Source organism: Mycobacterium sp. 360MFTsu5.1 (genome assembly GCF_000383495.1).
Taxonomy (GTDB): domain Bacteria; phylum Actinomycetota; class Actinomycetes; order Mycobacteriales; family Mycobacteriaceae; genus Mycobacterium; species Mycobacterium mucogenicum_B.
This window is the reverse complement of record NZ_KB911470.1, coordinates 1-21,250: the sequence shown is the minus strand read 5'-3', so window position 1 is coordinate 21,250 and position 21,250 is coordinate 1. Positions and strand designations below refer to the sequence as shown.

Below are 21,250 nucleotides of genomic sequence, written 5' to 3'. Positions count from 1 at the left end.
AAAATTAGTTAGCAAGGCGTAAGAATTTCCCAAGAATCCGCTGAGTGAGCGGAGCCGCCCGGCAAGGGCACGAGGGCAGCAAGCTTGATCGTCGGGGATTCGGTCAGCGCGCGTTGAGCGGAAGGTGGTCGGGTGCGGTCAGAGTCGACTGGGCAACAAGGGAAGCAGGCGCCGAAGGGCCTGCTGAAGAAGATCTGGATACCGCTTGTGCTGGCCGCCGTATTGGCGGTGTCGGGCCTCGTGGTGTCCCGCCTGCACACGAAGTTCGGGTCCGAGAACCTCAACGCGCATGCCGGCGCGGGCATCGAGATCGTCCAGTTCAACCCCAAGGTCCTGGTGTACGAGGTCTACGGACCGCCCGGAACCTCGGCCGACATCAGCTACTTCGATCCCGACGCCAACGTGCACTCGGTAAGCGCCGCACTGCCGTGGTCCATCACCCTGTCCACCACGCTGCCGACCGTCAGCGCGAACCTGATGGCGCGCAGCGCCAGTGAGCAGAGCAGCGACCACATCGGCTGCCGCGTCACGGTGAACGGCACCGTCCGCGAGGAGCAGTCCGCCGACGGCGTCAACGCCCAGACCTACTGCCTGGTGAAGTCCGCATGACCGACACACTCGAGACACAGCACAAGCCGGCCGAAAAACGGCCGAAATTCGCTCACGCCCTACGCATCCTGTCGGTGCCGATCATCCTGTTCTGGCTCGCGATCGCCGTCCTGGTGAACGTCATCGCGCCGCCGCTGGAGGTCGTCGGCGAGCTGCACGCCGCACCGATGGCCCCCGAGGACGCCCCGTCTATGCACGCGATGAAGTTGATGGGCGCCAACTTCAAGGAGTTCAACTCCAACAGCACGATCATGATCGTCGTCGAGGGCAAGGAACCTCTGGGTCCGGACGCCCACAAGTACTACGACGAGATCATTCGCAAGCTCCAGCAGGACCCCGAGCACATCCAGCACATCCAGGATTTCTGGGGTGACACGCTGACCGCGGCCGGTGCGCAGAGCGCCGACGGCAAGGCGTCGTACGTGATGATCAACCTCGCCGGCGAGCAGGGCATGACGCTCGCCAACGAGGGCGTCGACGCCGTCCGCAAGGTCATCCAGGAGACCAAGGCGCCGCCGGGAGTCCAGGCGCACGTCGCCGGTCCCGCCGCGCTGACCGACGACATGCACGTCATCGGCAACGCGAGCCTGATCATGATCACGCTGATCACCCTCGCCGCGATCGCGGGCATGCTGCTGGTGGTCTACCGCTCGGTCCGGACCACCCTCGTCCAGCTGTTCCTGACGTTCCTGGCGCTGCTGACCGCGCGCGGCGTGGTGTCGGTCCTCGCCACCCACGACGTGTTCGGGCTGACGACCTTCGCAGGCAACATCCTGACGATGCTGGCCATCGCCGCGGCCACCGACTACGGCATCTTCATCTTCGGGCGGTATCGCGAAGACCGCGGCATCGGCCTGGACCGGGACGACTCGTACTACGCGACGTTCAAGTCCGTCGCCCCCGTGATCGTGGGTTCCGGCCTGACCATCGCCGGCGCGACGTACTGCCTGAGTTTCTGCCGCCTGCCGTACTTCACGACGATGGGCGCACCGGTCGCGATCGGCATGCTCGTCGTCGTCGCGATCTCGGTGACGCTGGGCCCGGCCGTCCTGTACCTCGGCAGCCGCGTCGGGATGTACGAGTCCAAGCGGCCGCCGCAGAGCCGCTTCTGGCGCCGCATCGGGACGGCCGTGGTGCGTTGGCCCGCACCGATTCTGGTGGCCAGTCTCTTCGTCGTGCTCGTCGGCATCGTCGCCATCCCCGGCTACAAGCCGGCGTACAACGACCGCTACTACCTGCCCGAGGACGCCCCGGTGAACGTCGGCTTCGCCGCCGCCGACCGGCACTTCACGCAGGCCCGCATGAACCCGGACATCCTGATGGTCGAGTCCACCCACGACATGCGCAATCCCGCGGACATGCTGGTGCTCAACAAGATCGCGAGCAACGTGATGCACACCGACGGCATCGCGATGGTGCAGAGCATCACCCGGCCGCTGGGTATCCCCATTCAGCACAGCTCGATTCCGTTCCAGACGAGCGTCTCGGGCCAGACCAGCAACATGAACCTGCCGTTCCAGCGCAAGCAGCTGGAGGACCAGCTCCGGATGGTCGACGCCACCAACGTGTCGATCAGCATCCTGGAGAAGCAGTACGCGCTGTCGCTCGAGCAGACCAAGCTGACGCAGGACTCGGCCCGTAAGTCGCAGGCGCTCCTCGAGGTCACCGAGGAGATGCGGAACAACATCGCCAACTTCGATGACCAGTTCCGGCCGATGCGCAACTACTTCTACTGGGAACCGCACTGCTTCGACATCCCGATGTGCGCGGCGATGCGGTCGGTGTTCGACTCCCTGGACGGCATCGATGAGCTGACGGACCGGACCGGCGACGTCCAGGTCAACACCGACAAGCTGGCCGACCTGGCACCGAAGCTGACGGCACTGCTCCCCCAGACCATCGCGTCGATGAAGACCAGCCGGGACCTGTCGCTGGCGTCGTACAACTCGCAGAAGGCCCTCATCGACCAGATGCAGGCCATGAACGACACCGCGCTGTCGATGGGTGCCGCCTTCGACGGCGCCAAGAACGACGACCTGTTCTACCTGCCGCCCGAGGCCTTCCAGAACCCGGACTTCGAGCGCGGCCTGAAGATGTTCATGTCGCCGGACGGCAAGTCGGCGCGCATGTTCATCACCCACCAGACCGACCCCGCGACGGTCGACGGGATCAACCGCGTCGAGTCCGAACGTAAGGCTGCCCAAGACGCCTTGAAGATGTCGTCCCTGTCGGACGCCAAGATCTACCTCGGCGGCGTCGCGGCGACCTACAAGGACATGGCCGACGGCGCCCGCTACGACCTGATGATCGCCGTCATCTCCTCACTGACGCTGATCTTCATGATCATGCTGATCCTGACCCGCAGCGCCGTCGCGGCGCTGACGATCGTCGGCACCGCGGGCAGCTCCATCGCCGCGTCGTTCGGCATCTCGGTGCTGCTGTGGCAGGACCTGTTCGGGATTCAGGTGCAGTGGCTGGTCATGCTGATGTCGGTCATCATCCTGTTGGCGGTCGGCTCGGACTACAACCTGCTGCTGGTCTCCCGGTTCCAGGACGAGATCCACGCCGGCCTCAAGACCGGCATCATCCGGTCCATGGCCGGCACAGGCGGTGTCGTCACCTCGGCCGGACTGGTGTTCGCGGCCACCATGGCCGGCATGATGGCCAGCAAGCTGATCGTGCTGGCGCAGATGGGTTCGACCATCGCGATCGGTCTGCTGATCGACACCTTCATCGTGCGGTCGCTGCTGATGCCGTCGATCGCGGTGCTGCTCGGCCGCTGGTTCTGGTGGCCGCAGGTGGTGCACCCGCGCGGCAAGTACAACACCGAGAAGTTCGTGCCCAAGGCGTTCCAGCAGCCCGCCCAGCAGGAGACGGTGTCGGCGGGCGCGGCCGGGCGCTCCGGCTTCGTCGACGACACCCCGACCGACAGCTACCCGACCAGCACGGCGTAGCGCGGTTTGATGACGTCGTCGATGATCGCCAGCCGCTCGTCGAACGGGATGAAGGCCGACTTCATGGCGTTGATGGTGAACCGCTGCAGGTCGGTCCAGCCGTAGCCGAACTCGTTCACGAGGAGCGCCATCTCCTGCGTCATGGTGGTGTCGCTCATCAGGCGGTTGTCGGTGTTCACGGTGACGCGGAAGCGGAGCCGCGCCAGCTGGTCGAACGGATGCTCGGCGATGCTGGCCGCGGCGCCGGTCTGCACGTTGCTGCTCGGGCACATCTCCAGCGGAATTCGCTTGTCGCGCACGATGTTCGCCACCCGACCCAAGTGGAAGGTACCGTCCGGCCCCTCCTCGATGTCGTCGACGATGCGGACGCCGTGGCCCAGGCGATCAGCGCCGCAGAACGCGATCGCCTCGTGGATGGACGGCAGGCCGAAGGCCTCACCGGCGTGAATCGTGAACCGCGCGTTGTTGCCCCGCATGTATTCGAAGGCATCGAGGTGGCGGGTCGGAGGGTAACCGGCCTCGGCACCGGCGATGTCGAAGCCGACCACACCCCGGTCGCGGAACCGGATGGCCAACTCGGCGATCTCGCGAGACCGGGCGGCGTGCCGCATGGCGGTGACCAGACAGCGGACCGTCGTCACCTGCCCGGCCGCGGCCGCCGCCTTCTCGCCGTCCGCGAACCCGGCCAGCACCGCGTCCACGACCTCGTCCAGCACCAGGCCGCCGTCGATGTGCAGTTCGGGTGCGAACCGCACCTCGGCGTAGACGACGTTGTCGGCGGCCAGATCCTCGACGCATTCGTACGCGACGCGGTACAGCGCATCGGTGGTCTGCATGACGCCGACGGTGTGCGCGAACGGCTCGAGATACCGGACGAGCGATCCGCTGTGCGCCTGGGTGCGGAACCACTTCGCGAGCTCGTCGACATCCATGGTGGGCAGGTCGCCGTAGCCGCTCTGTTCGGCCAGCTCCACCACCGTGGCGGGACGGAGCCCGCCGTCGAGGTGATCGTGCAACAGCGCTTTCGGTGCCTGCTTGATCTGATCCAGCGTCAGGGTGGTCATCCGTCCATCTTGCGCCGGATCGTCGCTTTTAGCCCGCCGGCTCGTCCGCCAGCAGCAGCCGCGTCCGGAACAGATCCAGCACCTGGTCCAGCGCCGCCCGGGTGGCCTGGCCCGGCTCGTCGATCAGGTGCTCGGTGACCACCGAGTGCGGTGGGAGCCGCGCATCCGGGTTGGCGTCGGCGTCCTCGAGTTCGACGGCGATGAAGGCGTCACCCAGCTGCTCGCGCAGGAAGTCGAAACGCTCTGCGGGAACCAGCTTGTCGCTCTTGAACCGCATGCCGATGACGTTGAGTCCGCGCGCGCAGCGGCCTTTGACGACCTCCAGGTCGGCCGGCGAGATGTCGATGTTGCGGCGCTGTTTGGCGGTCAGACCCAGCGGCATCGACGGCTGGGAGAGCACCGGCGCCAGGATGACGTCGTCGGTGGCCATCGCCAGGGCGTAGCCGCCGGTGAAGCACATGCCGATGGCGCCGACGCCGGGACCGCCGCAGCGCTCGTGTTCGGCACGGGCCAGGGCCCGCAGCCAGTCGACAACCGGAGACGTCTTGCCGGTCGCGAGGATGGTGAATTCCTTGCTGATGCACGACGGGACGACGGACGCCATGCCCTTGAGCGCCGCCAGATTACTGGCGTTGGGGTCCAGGCCCGGGATGCCGAAAAGGTGCGGCAGCACGGCGGTACAACCCAGGTCGGCGACCTTGCGGGCGAAGTCGAGAACCTTGGGCGTGATGCCGGGTATCTCGGCGATCACGATGACGGCCGGGCCGGTGCCCTTCCGAAAGACCGTGCGGGTCGTGCCGTCGTGGGTGAACTCGGTGCGCTCGAAGTCGCGGAGGTCATCGTCAGCCATGGGCATGACCCTAGCCGTGGACCCCCACCAGAGCCATGGATGACTTTTCGCCCACCGCGAATCGGCCACGACCTGGCCAATCGAAGAAATTTACGGGTATGTCTATTTCTGTGGGTTACCTGTGCGTAAATTTAGCCGGGCTGATCAATCAGCCGACATCCGCGATTTACACAACTGAGGGGGAATCCATGGCAGGTAGGCACCGGAAGCAGAGCGAAGCCCGGAAACTGCCGGTATCAGGCTGGTTGAGCGCGAGCGCCGCGGCAGTCGGCATCGGCGCAGCTCTGCTGGCGCCCACCGCCGTTGCGTCGGCGCAGACCGGCAGCGGTGACAGCGGCGGCCACTCATCGTCCTCCGCCCCGTCCGGTCAGGGCACGGGTAAGACCGAATCGGGCACCAAGACGGACTCGGGCACCGACCACGCCGGGTCGTCGAAGCCGAAGCCCAACAAGCGGAACCAGGCGAACAAGAACTCGCCCGCAAAAGCCAACTCCCCCGCAGCTTCCGCGCGGCAACCCCGCAGCTCGGCGGAGACCACGCCCAGTCGCCCGACGTCGTCCACACCGAAGACCAAAGCCGTATCGAAGGCCGAGACCCATTCTCCGGCAAAGGCTTCGGCCGTATCGCCCGCAGCTGCCGACTCTCCGGCCGCGGCGACTTCACCGCGGCCGGCCGCAGCCGCCGCAGTGGCCGCCGTGTTCTCGGCCCAGCCGGCAAGCGCGACCGCGAAGATCGGGACGACCACCCCGGTGTCCCTGGCGGCCACGCCGAACACGGCACCGAATCCGTTGGCGCCGATGATCGCGATCACCACCGGGTTGCTCAACTCGATCGGCCGCGACCTGCGCAACTCCGCCCACACCATCGGCACCGAGGGCGGCCGCGTGTTCGCATTCTTCGTCAGCAACGGCACCGCCGACCATCCCAATGCGGGCATCCTGCTCGGCAACGGATTCAGCTACACCGCTGCCACGTGCCTCACCATCTGCAATGGCGGGCGTAGCGGCCTCATCGGCAACGGCGGCAACGGTTTTGGCGGTGGCAGAGGCGCCAGCGCACAGCTCATCGGCCACGGCGGCAACGGCAGCAACGCCGTGACCGCCGGCGCCAACGGCGGCCGCGGTGGCAATGGCGGTGTGTTCTGGGGCAACGGCGGACACGGCGGCAACGGCGCGTCCGCGACGGCGCCGGGCGGCAAGGGCGGCGCCGGCGGCGACGGCGGCAACACCGGCCAATGGGCCTGGTTGAGCACGGCAGGCAATGGCGGTGCCGGCGGCAACGGGGCCGCCGGCACCGCAGGCGCTGCCGGGGTGGGTGGCGGTACCGACGCCGCCGCCAACGGTGGCAACGCCACGAAGGGCGGCGACGGTGGGGCGGGCGGCCACGGTGGCAGCGCCGGATTCAACAGCTACATCTCGAGTGGCGGCAACGGCGGCAACGGCGGCAACGCCGGAGCCGGTGCGGCCGGCGGCGCCGCGGCGACCGCTGCCAGTGGCAACGGCGGCAAGGGCGGTGACGGCAGCAATGGCGGCGCCGGTGGCGCAGGCGGCTGGGGCGGCAACTCGTCGGCCGCCTATGGCCGCAATGGCAGCGGAGGCAACGGCGGCAAGGGCGGCAACGCCGGCCTTGCCGCGAACGGTGCGGACGGCGCGAACGGTACTTCGGCCACCAAGGACGGCGGCAAGGGCGGCGACGGCGGCTCGGCCGGACTGAACGGCGCCGGCGGCGCCTTCGGCTGGGAGGGATTTGGCGCCGGCCTCGCCGGCAACCGGGGAACCGCCGGTGTGAACGGCGCCACGAATGTCCTGAAGGGCAACGGCAGCGGCGGTAAGGGCGGCAACGGCTACAGCTACAACGGCACCGGTACCGGCTCCGCCGGTGGCAAGGGCGGCAGCGGCGGCAACGGCGGCAAGTACGGCAACGGCGGCATGGGCGGTAACGGCGGCAATGCCGACTCCGGTTCCGGCAACTCCGGCACCGGCCAGAGCGCGGGCAGCGGCGGCACGGGCGGAATCGGCGGAAACGGTGGCGCCGGCGGATCCATCGCCGGCGACGGTGGCAACGGCGGAAACGGCGGTACCGGTGGCAACGGCGGCAACGGATCCGGTGGCGCCACCGCCGGCGGGGCCGGCACCGGCGGCGCCTCGGGAACCGGCGGCGCCGCTCCCAAGGGCACCCCGGGCGTCGCCGGCACCCCGGGCCAGAACGGTCAGCCGGGCATCCAGAGCTAGCTGATCCGGTCGATCACCAGCGGCCTCGACGGTGGCCGGCCGTCACTGATGGTCCAGCCACCGTCGAGTTCCGCGAGTGCCGACGGCAGCCTCTCGGGGGTCTCGGTGTACAGCGTGAACAGGGTCTCGCCGGCGGTGACGGGTTCGCCGCTGCGCCGGTGGACGCACAGCCCCGCCCCGGCCTGCACCGGGTCTCCGGGCTGGGCCCGTCCCGCACCGAGCCGCCACACCGCCATCGCCACCGCCATGGCGTCGACGTCGCCCATCACCCCGCTTCGCGACGCCACGACCGTCTCGGTGTGCGTCCCCATCGGCAGGGGCGCCTCGGGATCGCCGCCCTGCGCGGCGATCAGTTGCCGGAAGCAGTCCATCGCGGTGCCGTCGGTCAGGGTCTGCGCTGGGTCGACGCCGTCGAGGCCGGCCACGTCGAGCATCTCGCGCGCCAGGGCGATGGTCAGCTCGACGACGTCGTCGGGTCCGCCGCCGGCCAGCACCTCCAGCGACTCGGCCACCTCGATCGCGTTGCCGACCGCGCGGCCCAGCGGCCGATCCATGTCCGTGAGCAGTGCGCGGGTCGGAACGCCGTACGCGGTGCCGAGGTCGACCATGGTGCGCGCCAGCTCGCGCGACTCGGCCTCCGTCTTGAGAAACGCGCCGCGACCGACCTTGACGTCCAGCACCAGCGAGCGCGCGCCCTCGGCCAGTTTCTTGCTCATGATCGAGCTGGCGATGAGTGGAAGCGATTCCGTCGTGCCCGTGACGTCGCGCAGGGCGTAGATCTTGCGGTCGGCCGGCGCCAGGTCCCCGGCCGCGAAGACCGCCGCCCCGATACCGGAAAGCTGTTGGCGGATACGGTCTTTCGACAGCTCGGCGGTGAAGCCGGGAATCGCTTCCAGCTTGTCCAACGTGCCGCCCGTGTGCCCGAGGCCACGGCCCGCGGCCTGCGGGACGGCGCCGCCACAGGCCAGGACGACGGGCACCAGCGGGATGGTGATCTTGTCGCCGACGCCGCCGGTGGAGTGCTTGTCCACCAGCGCGAGCGGCCGGCCGTCGCGCCTCAGGTCGGTGAAATCGAAGCGCTCCCCCGAGCCGACCATGGCCGCCGTCCAGCGGGCGATCTCGGCCGGGGTCATGCCGCGCAGGAAGATCGCCATCAACAAGGCCGACATCTGCGCGTCGGCGACGCGTCCGTGGGTGTAGCCGTCGATCACCCAGTCGATCGCGGCGTCGGACAACACACCGCCGTCGCGTTTCGTGCGAATGACTGTCGGGGCATCGAACGACATCGCTGAGATCCTCCTGCCGGGGCCTCGAGCGGCCCCATCGAAACTGGTTACCGACGGGTAATCAGAAGTGTTGCACCGCTTGGCGTTACCGGCGGTTCAGGTCGTCGGGCCCGAAGGCGTCGGGCAGCAGTTCGACCAGGGGCCGCGGACCCGATACGTGATCGATCAACATGGCCGGCCCACCGTGCTCGAGCAGCACCTGCCGACAGCGTCCGCACGGCATCAGCACGGCCCCGGAGCCGTCCACACACGCCAGCGCGAGCAGCCGTCCACCACCGCTGGAATGTAGGGCGCAGACCACAGCACACTCCGCGCAGAGGCCAAGGCCATATGAGACATTTTCCACATTGCAGCCCACCACGATTCGGCCGTCGTCGACCAGCGCGGCGGCCCCCACGGGGAAGTTCGAATAGGGCGCATAGGCACCCCGGGAAGCAGCTATTGCGTTGTCCTGCAACAGCTTCCAGTCAATTTCCGGCATCACCGACACCCCGTTCCCGGCACCCCGGCACCGCCCCGAGACCCGACCCGACTACCCAGTAAGTTAATGTAGGCAAACCTAATTTCCGACGCGGGTTGCCCATTCCCCCCACACGCTAGTTCTGACTGTGCGCAAATTGGGATTAGAGTCGCCCCGAGGTTTGGGCTCGGCACGCGAAAAAGTTGCTGCCGGGTCATGCGTCCACCGACGGCGTTGGAGGTCGAAATGAGTACAGCGGCAGCCGCGGAATCCGCCATACCCGCGCCGCGTTCATCACAGAAGCGACGGAGCCTGTATCGCGGAGACCCGGGCATGTGGTCCTGGGTGCTACACCGCATCACCGGTGCCACCATCTTCTTCTTCTTGCTGGTCCACGTTCTGGACACGGCTCTGGTCCGGGTCAGCCCCGAGGCCTACAACGAGGTGATCAACACCTACAAGACGCCGATCATCGGGCTCATGGAGATGGGCCTGGTCGCGGCGGTGCTCTACCACGCCCTCAACGGCGTGCGAGTCATTCTGATCGACTTCTGGCAGCAGGGACCCAAGTACCAGCGGGTCATGCTGTGGACCATCCTGGCCATCTGGATCGCGGTCGTCATCGCCGCAGTTGGGGTAGAGGGCATGCACATGGTTGAGCACTACGGGTGGCTCAAGTGACCACGCATACCGATTCCGGCGCCGCCGAGGCGCGCCGCGGGGGCCGTCCGGCCCCGGTCATGGAGCGCGAGCACGACCGCCCCGCCGCCCTCGACCACCCGCGCGCCCCCCGGCGCGCCCGTGGCATCCCGTACTTCGAGAAGTACGCCTGGTTGTTCATGCGCTTCTCCGGCGCCGCTCTGGTGCTGCTCGCCCTCGGCCACCTGTTCATCGGGCTGATCTGGCAGAACGGCGTCTACCGCATCGACTTCAACTACGTCGCAGAGCGGTGGGCCTCCCCCTTCTGGCAGATCTGGGACATGGCGCTGCTGTGGCTGGCGCTGGTGCACGGCGCCAACGGCATGCGCACCATCATCGGTGACTACGCCCGCAAGAACACCACCAAGTTCTGGCTGAACTCGATTCTGCTGCTGGCCACCGGATTCACCCTGGTGCTGGGCAGCTACGTGCTCGTCACCTTCGACGCGAACATCAAGTAGGGACGCAGATGATTCAGGAACATCGCTACGACGTCGTCATCGTCGGTGCCGGTGGCGCGGGTATGCGCGCGGCCGTGGAATCCGGCCCGCGCGTGCGCACCGCCGTGCTGACCAAGCTGTACCCGACGCGTTCGCACACCGGTGCCGCGCAGGGTGGCATGTGTGCCGCGCTCGCCAATGTCGAGGACGACAACTGGGAGTGGCACACCTTCGACACCGTCAAGGGTGGCGACTACCTCGCTGACCAGGACGCCGTCGAGGTCATGTGCAAGGAAGCCATCGACGCCGTGCTGGACCTCGAGAAGATGGGCATGCCGTTCAACCGGACGCCCGAGGGCCGCATCGACCAGCGTCGCTTCGGCGGTCACACCCGTGACCATGGCAAGGCCCCCGTCCGCCGCGCCTGCTACGCCGCCGACCGCACCGGCCACATGATCCTGCAGACGCTGTACCAAAACTGCGTCAAGCACGACGTCCAGTTCTTCAACGAGTTCTACGCCCTCGACGTGGTCCTCACCGAAACCCCCGGCGGTCCCGTCGCCACCGGCATCATCGCCTACGAGCTGGCCACCGGCGACATCCACATCTTCCACGCCAAGGCGATCGTCTTCGCCACCGGCGGCTCGGGCCGGATGTACAAGACCACCTCCAACGCCCACACCCTCACCGGTGACGGCCTGGGCATCATCTTCCGCAAGGGACTTCCCTTGGAGGACATGGAGTTCCACCAGTTCCACCCGACAGGCCTGGCCGGCCTCGGCATCCTGATCTCGGAAGCCGTGCGCGGTGAAGGTGGGCGTCTGCTCAACGCCGAAGGCGAACGCTTCATGGAGCGCTACGCCCCCACCATCGTCGACCTCGCGCCGCGTGACATCGTGGCCCGCTCGATGGTGCTGGAGGTCCTCGAGGGCCGCGGCGCCGGACCCAACAAGGACTACGTCTACATCGACGTGCGCCACCTCGGTGAAGAGGTGCTGGAGGCCAAGCTTCCGGACATCACCGAATTCGCCCGCACCTACCTGGGCGTCGACCCCGTCACCGAACTGGTGCCGGTGTACCCGACCTGCCACTACGTCATGGGCGGCATCCCGACCACGATCAACGGCCAGGTGCTGCGCGACAACGTCAACATCGTGCCGGGTCTGTACGCCGCCGGTGAGTGCGCCTGCGTCTCGGTGCACGGCGCCAACCGCCTCGGCACCAACTCGCTGCTCGACATCAACGTGTTCGGCCGTCGCGCCGGCATCGCGGCCGCCGAGTACGCGCAGAACCACAACTACGTCGAACTGCCGGACAACCCGGCCGACATGGTCGTGGGCTGGGTCGGCGACATCCTGTCCGACCACGGCAACGAGCGCGTCGCCGACATCCGCACCGCGCTGCAGCAGTCGATGGACAACAACGCCGCGGTGTTCCGCACCGAGGAGACCCTCAAGCAGGCGCTGACGGACATCCACGCGCTGAAGGAGCGGTACAGCCGAATCACGGTGCACGACAAGGGCAAGCGCTACAACAGCGACCTGCTCGAGGCCATCGAGCTGGGCTTCCTGCTCGAGCTGGCCGAGGTCACCGTCGTCGGTGCGCTGAACCGCAAGGAGTCGCGTGGCGGCCACGCCCGCGAGGACTACCCGGACCGCGACGACACCAACTACATGCGCCACACCATGGCCTACAAGCAGGGCGCCGACCTCCTGTCCGATATCCGGTTGGACTACAAGCCTGTCGTCCAGACCCGGTACGAGCCGATGGAACGGAAGTACTGACATGAGTGCACCCGTATTGGACAAGCCCGAAGCCGGCGACCCGCCGCTGCCTCCGGTGCCCGAAGGCGCCGTCATGGTCACGCTGAAGATCGCCCGGTTCAACCCGGAGAACCCGGACGCCGCCGGTTTCCAGAGCTTCCGCGTGCCGTGCCTGCCCAGCGACCGGTTGCTGAACCTGCTGCTGTACGTGAAGGGCTACCTTGACGGCACGCTGACGTTCCGCCGGTCCTGCGCGCACGGCGTGTGTGGCTCGGACGCCATGCGCATCAACGGTGTGAACCGGCTGGCCTGCAAGGTCCTCATGCGCGACCTGCTGCCGAAGAAGCCCGGCAAGGACCTGACCATCACCATCGAGCCCATCCGCGGCCTGCCCGTGGAGAAGGACCTCGTGGTGGACATGGAGCCGTTCTTCGACGCCTACCGCGCCGTGAAGCCGTTCCTCATCACGTCGGGCAATCCCCCGACCCGTGAGCGCATCCAGTCGCAGACCGACCGCGCCCGCTTCGACGACACCACCAAGTGCATCCTGTGCGCCTGCTGCACCACCTCGTGCCCGGTGTACTGGAGCGAGGGCTCGTACTTCGGCCCCGCCGCCATCGTCAACGCGCACCGGTTCATCTTCGATTCGCGTGACGAGGCCGCCGCCGAGCGCCTCGACATCCTCAACGAGGTCGACGGTGTGTGGCGCTGCCGCACCACCTTCAACTGCACCGAGGCCTGCCCCCGCGGCATCCAGGTGACCAAGGCGATCCAGGAAGTCAAGCGCGCCTTGATGTTTGCCCGCTAGATCGTTTTTCTTCGAGTGTTGGCTTGTGTTCGAGATTCATTGAAATTCTCGAACACAAGCCAACTTTCGTTAGTAGGGCCCACCCGCGCCGCGTAGCTCAGCTCGGGTCCGGGCGATGATGGTCCCCGGACGGGCGCGCAGCAGGTCTGCGCCGACCCGAACAATGCGCCACCCGAGGTCCCGATACTCCACGTCTTGGTCGATGTCGCGAGTCCGCCGACGAGGGTCCTCCCAGTGCTGAATGCCGTCGTACTGGACGCCGACCTTCCATTCTGGCCAGCCCATGTCGATACGCCCGACGAGATATCTGCCGTCGAATACCTCGATCTGGGTCCTCGACGGCCGCATGCCGTTGTCGGTGAACAACAGTCGCAGCCGGGTCTCCTGCGGCGACTCCCCGCCATAGTCGGCGAGGTCAAGCACCTGCTCTAGCTGCCTCAGTCCTCGAGCTCCAGGATGGCGATCGGCAAGTGTTTGCACTTGAGGGAGTTTCAAGTTGGTGGCCTGGAGCAACGCGTCCACCCGGCTGACGGCGACCGTCAGCCCTTTTCGTCGCCCGAGGTCGAATGCCGTTCTTGCCGGCGTCGTGACGTTGATGCCCCGTACCCGACACATCTCGTCGTCAGCCAGCCTGTCGCTGCGGATGAGAATGCCAGGTGGCCGCGTCCTGCTCGCCTGGTTGAGCTCTGCGGGGTGCCTGGCATCGATCCATAGCGAGCCGTGCAGGGCGGCGGCCGACAACCCGACCACAGTCGCCCTGCGCTCGGACCACAGCCACGCCGCGACGGCTTTGTCGATGGGTGTGAGCTTCTGACCGCGGGGAACGTACACGTTGCGGTGCACCGCGTCATATCGGGTCCTGAGTTGGTATCGATTGACCCTGCCCACGGCCAGCGCCTCGGTCCCCAAGAACGGCATGTGGATAAGACGTGTGCGCCACCTGCCCGGTTCCACCCTCATCGAGTGTTGGCCTGTGTGCGACAAATGTGCGAAATCTCGAACGCAACCGAACACTCGGCGGGAAGAAAGTCAGGTATTTACTGGGACCACTGTTCCCGGTAAATTGGAGACATGACTAAGGCAATGGAGCCCGGTTACCAGAACCTCCTCGATGTGTTGTCGGAAGGCTCGGTGCGGCGCCGCTTCGACCCCTACCTCGACATCGCGTGGGATGCCCCGGACATGCAGATCGACCTCAACGATCCGCGCTGGGTGCTGTCGCCCACCATCGACCCGCTGGGCGCCACCGAGTGGTACCAGAGCCAGCCGCTGGAGCGGCAGATCGAGATCGGCCGCTGGCGGACGCTCAACACCGTCAAGGTGGGCGCGGCGTTCGAGAGCATCCTGATCCGCGGGCTGATGGCCTTCATCATGAAGCTGCCCAACAACTCCCCCGAGTTCCGGTACGCGCTCCACGAGATGACCGAGGAGTGCAACCACATCCAGATGTTCCAGGAGCTGGTCAACCGCTCCGGGACCGACGTGCCGGGCATGCGCAAGCTGTTCTTCCGGTTGTCGCCGTACATCGGCCTGGTCGGCCAGTACTCGCCGACGGCGTTCATGGCGGGCATCCTCGCCGGCGAGGAGCCCATCGACCACTTCCAGAAGGGCATGATCCGCAACGGCGCCAACCTGCCGCCGGCAGTGCTGCGCACCATGCAGATCCACATCGCCGAGGAAGCCCGGCACATCTCGTGGGCCAACGAATTCCTCAAGACCCACATGCCAGAACGGTCGTGGCGCTTCAAAGCGTTCGCCACCGTCGCCTTCCCGCTGACGCTGCGCTGGCTGGCGCACGAGATCATGGGCTCGTCGAAGTCGTTCGGCAAGCAGTTCGACATCCCGGAAGACGTGATGCGGCAAGCCTTCTGGCGCAGCCCACAGTCGCGGAAGATCATGGCGAGTTTCTTCGACGAGACCCGCGCACTGGCCGAGGAGATCGGCCTGATGAACCGCGTCGGCCGCTGGATGTGGAAGCGCTGCGGCATCGCCGGTGAGACGGCCCGCTACCGCAGCGCGCCCAACCGCGAGGCACAGTTGATCGCCTGATGCCCCACGTCATCACGCAGTCCTGCTGCAGCGACGCGTCCTGCGTCTATGCCTGTCCGGTCAACTGCATTCACCCCACGCCGGACGAACCCGACTTCCACACCGCCGAGATGCTCTACATCGATCCGGTGGAGTGCGTCGACTGCGGTGCGTGCGTGACGGCCTGCCCGGTCGACGCCATCAAGCACGACGGTTCACTGGAGCCGACCGAGCAGGTCTTCCTCGAGCTCAACGCGGATTTCTACAAGGAACCCCGGCCGCGCCCGCTGCTGGCGCCCGTCGTTCCCCCACTGCAGGTCCGGGCTCCCGGAGCCATCAGTGTGGCCATCGTCGGGTCCGGCCCGGCCGCCATGTACGCCGCCGACGAGGTGCTGACCATCCCGGCAGCCCGCGTCCGGATGTACGAGCGACTCCCTCAGTCCGGTGGGCTCGCGCGCTTCGGCGTCGCGCCGGACCATCGGCGCACCCGGGCCGTGTCCCGGCAGTTCGACACCATTGCTGCCGACCCGCGGCTCGAGCTGCTGACCGGCGTCGAGGTCGGCTCCGACATCACCCACCAGCAGCTGCTCGCCGAGCACGACGCCGTCATCTACGCCGTCGGCGCATCGACGGACCGTCCGCTCGACGTACCCGGCGCAGACCTGCCGGGCGTCAGCTCGGCCACCCGTTTCGTCGCTTGGTACAACGGACATCCCGACTTCGCCGACGCCGTCTTCGACTTGTCGCAGCCACGCGCGGTCGTCATCGGCAACGGCAATGTCGCGCTCGACGTCGCCCGGATTCTCACCACCGATCCGGATCGCCTCGCCGCCACCGACATCGCACCGCACGCGTTGAAAGCCTTGCGGCAGAGCAAAATCGAGAAAGTCGTCGTCGTCGGACGACGGGGTCTGGCGCAGTCGGCGTTCACTGTGCCGGAGCTGGTAGGCCTGACGTCGATGCCCGACGTCGACGTCGTCGTCTCAGCACAGGACCTGGCGGCACTGCCGGACACCGATGCGCGCGCCCGCATCCTGCACGACCTGCCAAGACGGCCTGGCAACCGCTGCATCGTCCTGGAGTATCTGCAGTCGCCCACCGCCATTGCGCGCACCGCGGCCGGACTGGACATCGAGTTCGCCCGCAACGAACTGGTGGCGGCGGCCGACGGCACCATCAAGGTGAAGCCGACCGGCGACCTGCACACCGTCAATGCCGGACTGGTGCTCACGTCGATCGGCTACCGGGGACGGCCCGTGGCCGACCTGCCGTTCGACGCGGCGCGGGGCACCGTCCCCAACGACAAGGGCCGGGTCGACGGCGTCGCCGCCACCTATGTGACCGGCTGGATCAAACGCGGCCCGACGGGGTTCATCGGCACCAACAAGTCGTGCGCGCAGGAGACCGTGCGCAGCCTGGTGGCCGACTACAACGCGGGGTTGTTGGCCTGACGGTTCGCCAGCGCGGCCACCACGGCGACGAGCGGTTCATCACGACTGACCTCGAACCCGATGGCCCGCGCGGCACCGTCGATGACGTACCACGTGAAGTCGGCGAGGTGGTCGATCATCTCTTCGCGGGTGTGCGTCGGTTCCGGGGTGCGCACCCAGGCGAACAGCGTCTCCTCGACCATGGTCACGATCGCCAGCGGGACGAGTTTGAACGCGCTGTCCTCGACGCCGATCGCCAGCTGGATGGCGGCAATGATGCCGTCGGCGCGTTCGATGATGCGCAGCTTCAGCTCGCCCACGGCGTCGAGCGTCTGGTCCCCTTCGAACGACGGGCCACTGCGCGCGAACTCGTTGAGCCGCGGATGGTCGATCATCCAGTCCGCGACAGCCTCGATGGTGCGAGTCAGAATCTCGCGCAGCGAGCCCTCGCTGATGTCCAGCTTGCCGACGAGGACGGACCCGAAGTCGTCGATCAGGTACGACCGCACCCGTCGCTCGAGTTCCTCCTTGCCGGAGGTCTGCCGGTAGATCACCGACTTCGCGACGCCAGCGCGCTTGGCGATGGCGGCGACGGAGATGTCGGCGCCGGGCGGGCTCTCTTCGAGCAGTTCGATCATCGCCAGCAGGATCTGGGCCCGGCGTTCGGCGTTGTGCTGCTCCCACCGCGCCTCGTACCCACTCACCGGGGCGGAGTTCGGGGCCACAGACATGTGTCTTACGGTAGCCGCCGCCTTCTCATGTGATGCCCGCCACACCCCTGTCACACCTCGGGACGCTGTCTCGTCCAACCGGTATGACCACAACACCACGCATCGAACCCCTGCCCCCGCAACGCGCCGGCCTGCTGACCCGGCTCATGTACCGCTACGCCAAGCGTGAGTTCGGCGAGGTGCCCGAACCGTTCACGGTGGCGGCGCACCACCCGCGGCTGTTGGTCGCCAACGCCGTGCACGAGACCCTGCTCAAGAACGGTTCCAAGACGCTGCCCGACTCGGTCCGCGACCTCGCCGTGTTCTGGACCGCACGGACCGTGGGCTGCTCCTGGTGCGTCGACTTCGGCACCATGCTGATGCGCCTGGAGAGCCTGGATGTGGACCGGCTCAAGCACATCGACGATTACGCGACCTCGCCGCTGTTCACCGACGACGAGCGGGCCGCCATCGCCTACGCCGACGCGATGACCACCGATCCGCACAACGTGACCGACGAACAGGTCGACGATCTCAAGCGCCGGTTCGGTGAGGCCGGCGTCATCGAGCTGACCTATCAGATCGGCGTGGAGAACATGCGGTCCCGGATGTACGCGGCGCTGGGGATCACCGAGCAGGGCTTCAGCTCCGGCGACGCGTGCCGGGTGCCGTGGGCCGAGTGATGTGAAGTCAGCCGGGTCGGCCGGCCTCGATCACCTGGAGCACCCGGTCGGGGCGGTCGCCCGGCCAGAAGGCGTGCATCGCCCAGGTAGCGCCGGCCGTAGCGAACTCGGCCGCGTCCGTGCCCGGCTTGGTCTTCACCGCAATGTCGAAACCTTCACGGCTGCCGCGCAATTGTTCGATGGTGTCGGCAATCTGGGCGACCGTCGACGCATCGCCGGTGAGCGGAAAGATACCGTCATGCCGGGCGGCTCGTTCGACGGGCTTGCCGTCATGTCGTGCTGTGCCGAACCACAATGGGATCCGCGGCTGCGGCGCCCCATCGGGCACAGCACGGACGCCCTCGACGATCAGTTCACCGTGATGAGTGACCGTCTCGCCGGCCCATAACGCCGTCAACACGCCGACACCTTCATCGAGTATGCGGCCACGTCGACGCGCGTCGATATTCTCCCCGACGGCTGAGTACTCGCGACCCCGGTCATCGCCGGTTCCCAAACCCAGGACGAGCCGCCCTCGACTGAGCCGATCCAGCGTTGCAGTCTCTCGCGCGAGTTTGAGGATTCGCCGGCGCGGCAATGGAGTCACCATGGGCCCCAAGCGAATTCGACTCGTGTTGGCCGCGGCAGCGGCCAACACGACCCAGGGGTCTGCGATCTCCCAGTCCCCACCTATCGGGCTCAGCACGTGGTCCCAGACAAACAGGCCGTCCCAGCCCGACTCCTCGGCGGCGATCGCAATGTCGATGATGGCTTGGGGATCGGCCAACTCTCCGAGTGGCGGCATGAAGATCGCGTGGTGCACCAAGCCACCGTAGCGCCGGTGGCGATCGGGCTCAGTGGGCGATCGGGACCGCCCCACCCGATACCACGATGCCGCCGGTGTCAGGCACCGTGACCGTCAGCAGACTGGGGCGACCGACGTGCTCCCCCTGACGGATGCGGACGGTTCGGTCGCCGGCGAAGCCGAGGACCTCGCGGAGGTAGGCACCCGTGGCCGCGGCCGCGGACCCAGTTGCGGGATCTTCGTTGATCCGGCCGACCGGGAACAGGTTCCGAGCGAGGAACTCGTCGGACGCTGTCCGGTGGAGCACGGTCACCGTGCCGGTCCAGCCCCGCTCGTCCATCAGGGCGGCCAATGGTGCAGGCGCGAAACGGAATTGGTGAAATACTTCGCGGTCGGCGAGCGAGATGATCGGGTGCCAGTTACCGGCGAACGATTCGCGCACCGGAAGCGCTGAATCCAGGTCGCCTGGCACCAGCCCCAGCAACTCGAGAAGTGCGGCGAGTGCGGTGGCATCGATGTCGCGGATCTGTGGCGGCACGCTGGTGAAGGCGACTGTCACCTCGCCGTCGGAATCTGTCGATGTCATGTCGACCTCCCCCGCTGCTGTCATGAAGGTGAACGTGCCCGTGCCCCGTCGTTCGGTGAGCGCGACGGCCGTGGCGACGGTGGCGTGGCCGCAGAACGGCACCTCGGCCGCCGGCGAGAAGTACCGCACCCGGTAGTGCCCCAGCTCGGCACCCGCACTGTCGACGATGAACGCGGTCTCCGCGTACCCGACCTCAGCAGCGATCTCCTGCATGCGTTGCGCGCTGAGTGCGGATGCGTCAAGCACCACTCCCGCCGGGTTACCACCGCCAGGGGTCGCCGCAAACGCGCTGTATCGCAGAATCTCCGTCACGCCCACCAGTGTGCCGTTGTTTTGGTGGCGCGATCGACAAGGTCGGCGGGTAATCCGGAATCATGAAGCGCCAGACCGTCAGTCGCAGTGCTTAGCGTGTCGCCGACGCAGCTGGCCGGTGCGGTGAACGACTGCGGATAGGTGGCCGGTGTTCTTCGTTGCTGAACGCCACTCTGCGCCGTGGACTGGTTCCTAGTCGGTGTCCGGCTGGTTGGTGACCGTGGTGATTCGTCCGATGTCGTCGAATCCGATCGCGGCCTGTCCGTGTGTTGCCTGCAGGATGTCCTCGCGGATGTCGGGTGGCAGGGTGAGCAGTGCCGTGGTGATTGCGCGGACTTCCGGCGCGTGTGCCATTTCCAGCCAGCACAATTCAGCTTCCAAGTACCTGGTGTAGGCACTGTCGGCATCCGTGAAATAGGCGACGGACACACCGAAGAAGTCGGCGAGTGGCCGCAGCATGTCCAGGCGGGGGTGGGTGCGGCGGCCGGAGCGTAGCTGGGAAAGGTAGGGCGCAGACATCTCAATCCCGCGGGCACGCAGGGCTTTGATCACTTCGTAGTTGCGCAGCGGGCCGCGGCCAGGTGGTCGGATCGTGTCGAACAACCGGTTGAGACGCGCCGCCACAGTGTGGGGATCGATCGACTCCTTCCTGCGGTGGTGTCGTTTCCGGAACGTGGCGTGAGCCTGCTGCGTCTGGTTTGAGGTATGCCCATCACTGTCTGCGGCTCGTGGCCCGGTCACCGCGTCCGGTATCGCAGCAACAAGCCGCTCGAAGTCAATAAGGTTGGTATCGAGGCGATTTCGATTCACCTGTGCAGACATGGTCATTTGACTTTCCCCCTGGCTCTGTCACCCTCCCCAGAGTGACTGCGCGCGCTGGTAGTTCGCGCATGCATAGACATGCATGCGCAGCTCGGGAGTTTTGATGACGTGATGTTTTCACCGCGCCCTCCCTGTTTCGAGTGGCTTCACGCGGCCCGTGGTGACAGTGGCTTTCGCCAGTCGTGGATTTGTAGTGCGATGCGTTCGTGGCGCGAGCCGGACCACTGCGCTGTGAGACCACAGCGTGTGGCCGCGGCTACGATCTGCTCGCCCAGGAGCACTTCGCTGCGCTCGACGGATTCTCTCCTGGCAGCTCCATCACCGCGCCCGGCCGCATCGACCAGTTCTTTCGGCAGTCGGCTGTGGTGGGTCCAGGTACTGAATGCAAGGTAGAGCAACGGATCCGGGGTGCCAAGCCGATCGGCGTCCTGCGCATGGAAGTACACGTAGGCCCACTCGCGATACGGATAATCCGCACCGGCGTCATCGGTGGGCGTGCGTTCGTCATCGATGGCGTCGAACGCGCAGTTGTTGCAGCACATGAAGCACATCCGGCCAAGGATGCCCTCCGCCTCCAGTTGCGCGAACATCTGTTGCAGTCGCCCGAAATCGCCGGTGTCCGGCCAAGATTGCTGCTCGGCAATCCGCTGGTCCCACATCGAGTCCAACAGATCGATGGCCGCGTCCGCGGTGATGTCGCTGTCGCCGTCGATCTGCGACAGTACCGACTC

General features: G+C 66.9%; 20 protein-coding genes and 1 pseudogene. 10 read left to right on the top strand and 11 right to left on the bottom strand.

Annotated features, from left to right (window positions below):
- Positions 1 to 132: 132 nt before the first annotated feature.
- The gene (locus tag H289_RS0121075) at positions 133 to 609 is read left to right on the top strand and encodes an MmpS family transport accessory protein (RefSeq protein ID WP_020102808.1); all 477 of its coding nucleotides are present in this window, start codon (positions 133 to 135) and stop codon (positions 607 to 609) included.
- Positions 606 to 3,563 (top strand): MMPL/RND family transporter, encoded by a 2,958-nt coding sequence (locus tag H289_RS0121070; RefSeq protein ID WP_020102807.1) that lies wholly within the window; start codon positions 606 to 608, stop codon positions 3,561 to 3,563. The genes H289_RS0121075 and H289_RS0121070 overlap by 4 nt, the downstream gene beginning before the upstream one ends.
- Here H289_RS0121070 and H289_RS0121065 read toward each other — a convergent pair.
- The 3 genes from H289_RS0121065 to H289_RS0121055 form a co-directional block, all read right to left on the bottom strand.
- Positions 3,542 to 4,627, bottom strand: a complete 1,086-nt coding sequence (locus tag H289_RS0121065) for an adenosine deaminase (protein WP_020102806.1) — start codon at positions 4,625 to 4,627, stop codon at positions 3,542 to 3,544. The genes H289_RS0121070 and H289_RS0121065 overlap by 22 nt on opposite strands.
- Positions 4,628 to 4,655: 28 nt before the next feature.
- On the bottom strand, positions 4,656 to 5,477 hold the full coding sequence (locus tag H289_RS0121060) for a dienelactone hydrolase family protein (RefSeq protein WP_029105530.1): 822 nt from the start codon (positions 5,475 to 5,477) through the stop codon (positions 4,656 to 4,658).
- Positions 5,478 to 5,844: 367 nt separating this feature from the next.
- A complete protein-coding gene (locus H289_RS0121055) occupies positions 5,845 to 6,288 on the bottom strand; it encodes a hypothetical protein (RefSeq protein WP_155944205.1) in 444 nt (147 codons plus the stop codon).
- Here H289_RS0121055 and H289_RS33135 point away from each other — a divergent pair.
- Positions 6,275 to 7,708 (top strand): hypothetical protein, encoded by a 1,434-nt coding sequence (locus H289_RS33135; RefSeq protein WP_155944204.1) that lies wholly within the window; start codon positions 6,275 to 6,277, stop codon positions 7,706 to 7,708. The two genes, H289_RS0121055 and H289_RS33135, sit on opposite strands and share 14 nt — an antisense overlap.
- On the opposite strand, the gene H289_RS0121045 is transcribed toward H289_RS33135, so the two are convergent.
- On the bottom strand, positions 7,705 to 8,994 hold the full coding sequence (locus H289_RS0121045; RefSeq protein WP_020102802.1) for a thymidine phosphorylase: 1,290 nt from the start codon (positions 8,992 to 8,994) through the stop codon (positions 7,705 to 7,707). The genes H289_RS33135 and H289_RS0121045 overlap by 4 nt on opposite strands.
- Before the next feature lie 85 nt (positions 8,995 to 9,079).
- Positions 9,080 to 9,475 carry a cytidine deaminase gene (locus H289_RS0121040; RefSeq protein ID WP_029105528.1) on the bottom strand — a complete coding sequence of 132 codons (396 nt, stop codon included), beginning with the start codon at positions 9,473 to 9,475 and terminating at the stop codon, positions 9,080 to 9,082.
- A gap of 225 nt (positions 9,476 to 9,700) precedes the next feature.
- Between H289_RS0121040 and sdhC the strand changes: the two genes are divergently transcribed.
- From sdhC to H289_RS0121020, 4 genes are read left to right on the top strand one after another with little or no spacing between them, the layout of a single operon-like run.
- Positions 9,701 to 10,135 (top strand): succinate dehydrogenase, cytochrome b556 subunit, encoded by a 435-nt coding sequence (gene sdhC, locus H289_RS0121035; RefSeq protein ID WP_081633487.1) that lies wholly within the window; start codon positions 9,701 to 9,703, stop codon positions 10,133 to 10,135.
- A gap of 59 nt (positions 10,136 to 10,194) precedes the next feature.
- The gene (locus H289_RS0121030) at positions 10,195 to 10,614 is read left to right on the top strand and encodes a succinate dehydrogenase hydrophobic membrane anchor subunit (protein WP_051128559.1); all 420 of its coding nucleotides are present in this window, start codon (positions 10,195 to 10,197) and stop codon (positions 10,612 to 10,614) included.
- Between the two features lie 8 nt (positions 10,615 to 10,622).
- A complete protein-coding gene (gene sdhA, locus H289_RS0121025; RefSeq protein ID WP_020102798.1) occupies positions 10,623 to 12,377 on the top strand; it encodes a succinate dehydrogenase flavoprotein subunit in 1,755 nt (584 codons plus the stop codon).
- Position 12,378: 1 nt separating this feature from the next.
- Positions 12,379 to 13,164, top strand: coding sequence for a succinate dehydrogenase iron-sulfur subunit (locus tag H289_RS0121020; RefSeq protein ID WP_020102797.1), 786 nt, complete (start codon positions 12,379 to 12,381; stop codon positions 13,162 to 13,164).
- A gap of 69 nt (positions 13,165 to 13,233) precedes the next feature.
- Here H289_RS0121020 and H289_RS0121015 read toward each other — a convergent pair whose 3' ends face one another.
- The gene (locus H289_RS0121015) at positions 13,234 to 14,082 is read right to left on the bottom strand and encodes a type IV toxin-antitoxin system AbiEi family antitoxin (protein ID WP_029105526.1); all 849 of its coding nucleotides are present in this window, start codon (positions 14,080 to 14,082) and stop codon (positions 13,234 to 13,236) included.
- 153 nt (positions 14,083 to 14,235) lie between these two features.
- Here H289_RS0121015 and H289_RS0121010 point away from each other — a divergent pair, with 153 nt between their 5' ends.
- Both H289_RS0121010 and H289_RS0121005 read left to right on the top strand, forming a co-directional pair.
- Entirely contained in the window at positions 14,236 to 15,213 is a 978-nt protein-coding gene (locus H289_RS0121010) for an AurF N-oxygenase family protein (protein ID WP_051128552.1), read from the top strand.
- Positions 15,213 to 16,643: an FAD-dependent oxidoreductase gene (locus H289_RS0121005; protein WP_020102794.1), complete on the top strand. Its 1,431-nt coding sequence runs from the start codon at positions 15,213 to 15,215 to the stop codon at positions 16,641 to 16,643. The genes H289_RS0121010 and H289_RS0121005 overlap by 1 nt, the downstream gene beginning before the upstream one ends.
- Here the strand turns inward: H289_RS0121005 and H289_RS0121000 are convergent.
- The gene (locus tag H289_RS0121000; protein WP_029105525.1) at positions 16,619 to 17,353 is read right to left on the bottom strand and encodes a TetR/AcrR family transcriptional regulator; all 735 of its coding nucleotides are present in this window, start codon (positions 17,351 to 17,353) and stop codon (positions 16,619 to 16,621) included. The genes H289_RS0121005 and H289_RS0121000 overlap by 25 nt on opposite strands.
- Before the next feature lie 50 nt (positions 17,354 to 17,403).
- Between H289_RS0121000 and H289_RS0120995 the strand changes: the two are divergent.
- Positions 17,404 to 18,015: pseudogene (locus H289_RS0120995) on the top strand (carboxymuconolactone decarboxylase family protein); the annotation flags it as partial.
- Between the two features lie 7 nt (positions 18,016 to 18,022).
- Here H289_RS0120995 and H289_RS0120990 read toward each other — a convergent pair.
- The 4 genes from H289_RS0120990 to H289_RS33455 form a co-directional block, all read right to left on the bottom strand.
- The gene (locus H289_RS0120990) at positions 18,023 to 18,817 is read right to left on the bottom strand and encodes an LLM class flavin-dependent oxidoreductase (RefSeq protein ID WP_231388091.1); all 795 of its coding nucleotides are present in this window, start codon (positions 18,815 to 18,817) and stop codon (positions 18,023 to 18,025) included.
- Positions 18,818 to 18,848: 31 nt separating this feature from the next.
- The gene (locus H289_RS0120985) at positions 18,849 to 19,697 is read right to left on the bottom strand and encodes a PhzF family phenazine biosynthesis protein (protein WP_029105524.1); all 849 of its coding nucleotides are present in this window, start codon (positions 19,695 to 19,697) and stop codon (positions 18,849 to 18,851) included.
- Between the two features lie 192 nt (positions 19,698 to 19,889).
- Positions 19,890 to 20,321 (bottom strand): helix-turn-helix domain-containing protein, encoded by a 432-nt coding sequence (locus H289_RS33460; protein WP_020102789.1) that lies wholly within the window; start codon positions 20,319 to 20,321, stop codon positions 19,890 to 19,892.
- Between the two features lie 344 nt (positions 20,322 to 20,665).
- Positions 20,666 to 21,250: DUF6891 domain-containing protein (locus H289_RS33455; protein ID WP_020102788.1), on the bottom strand; the 585-nt coding region annotated here is incomplete at its 5' end.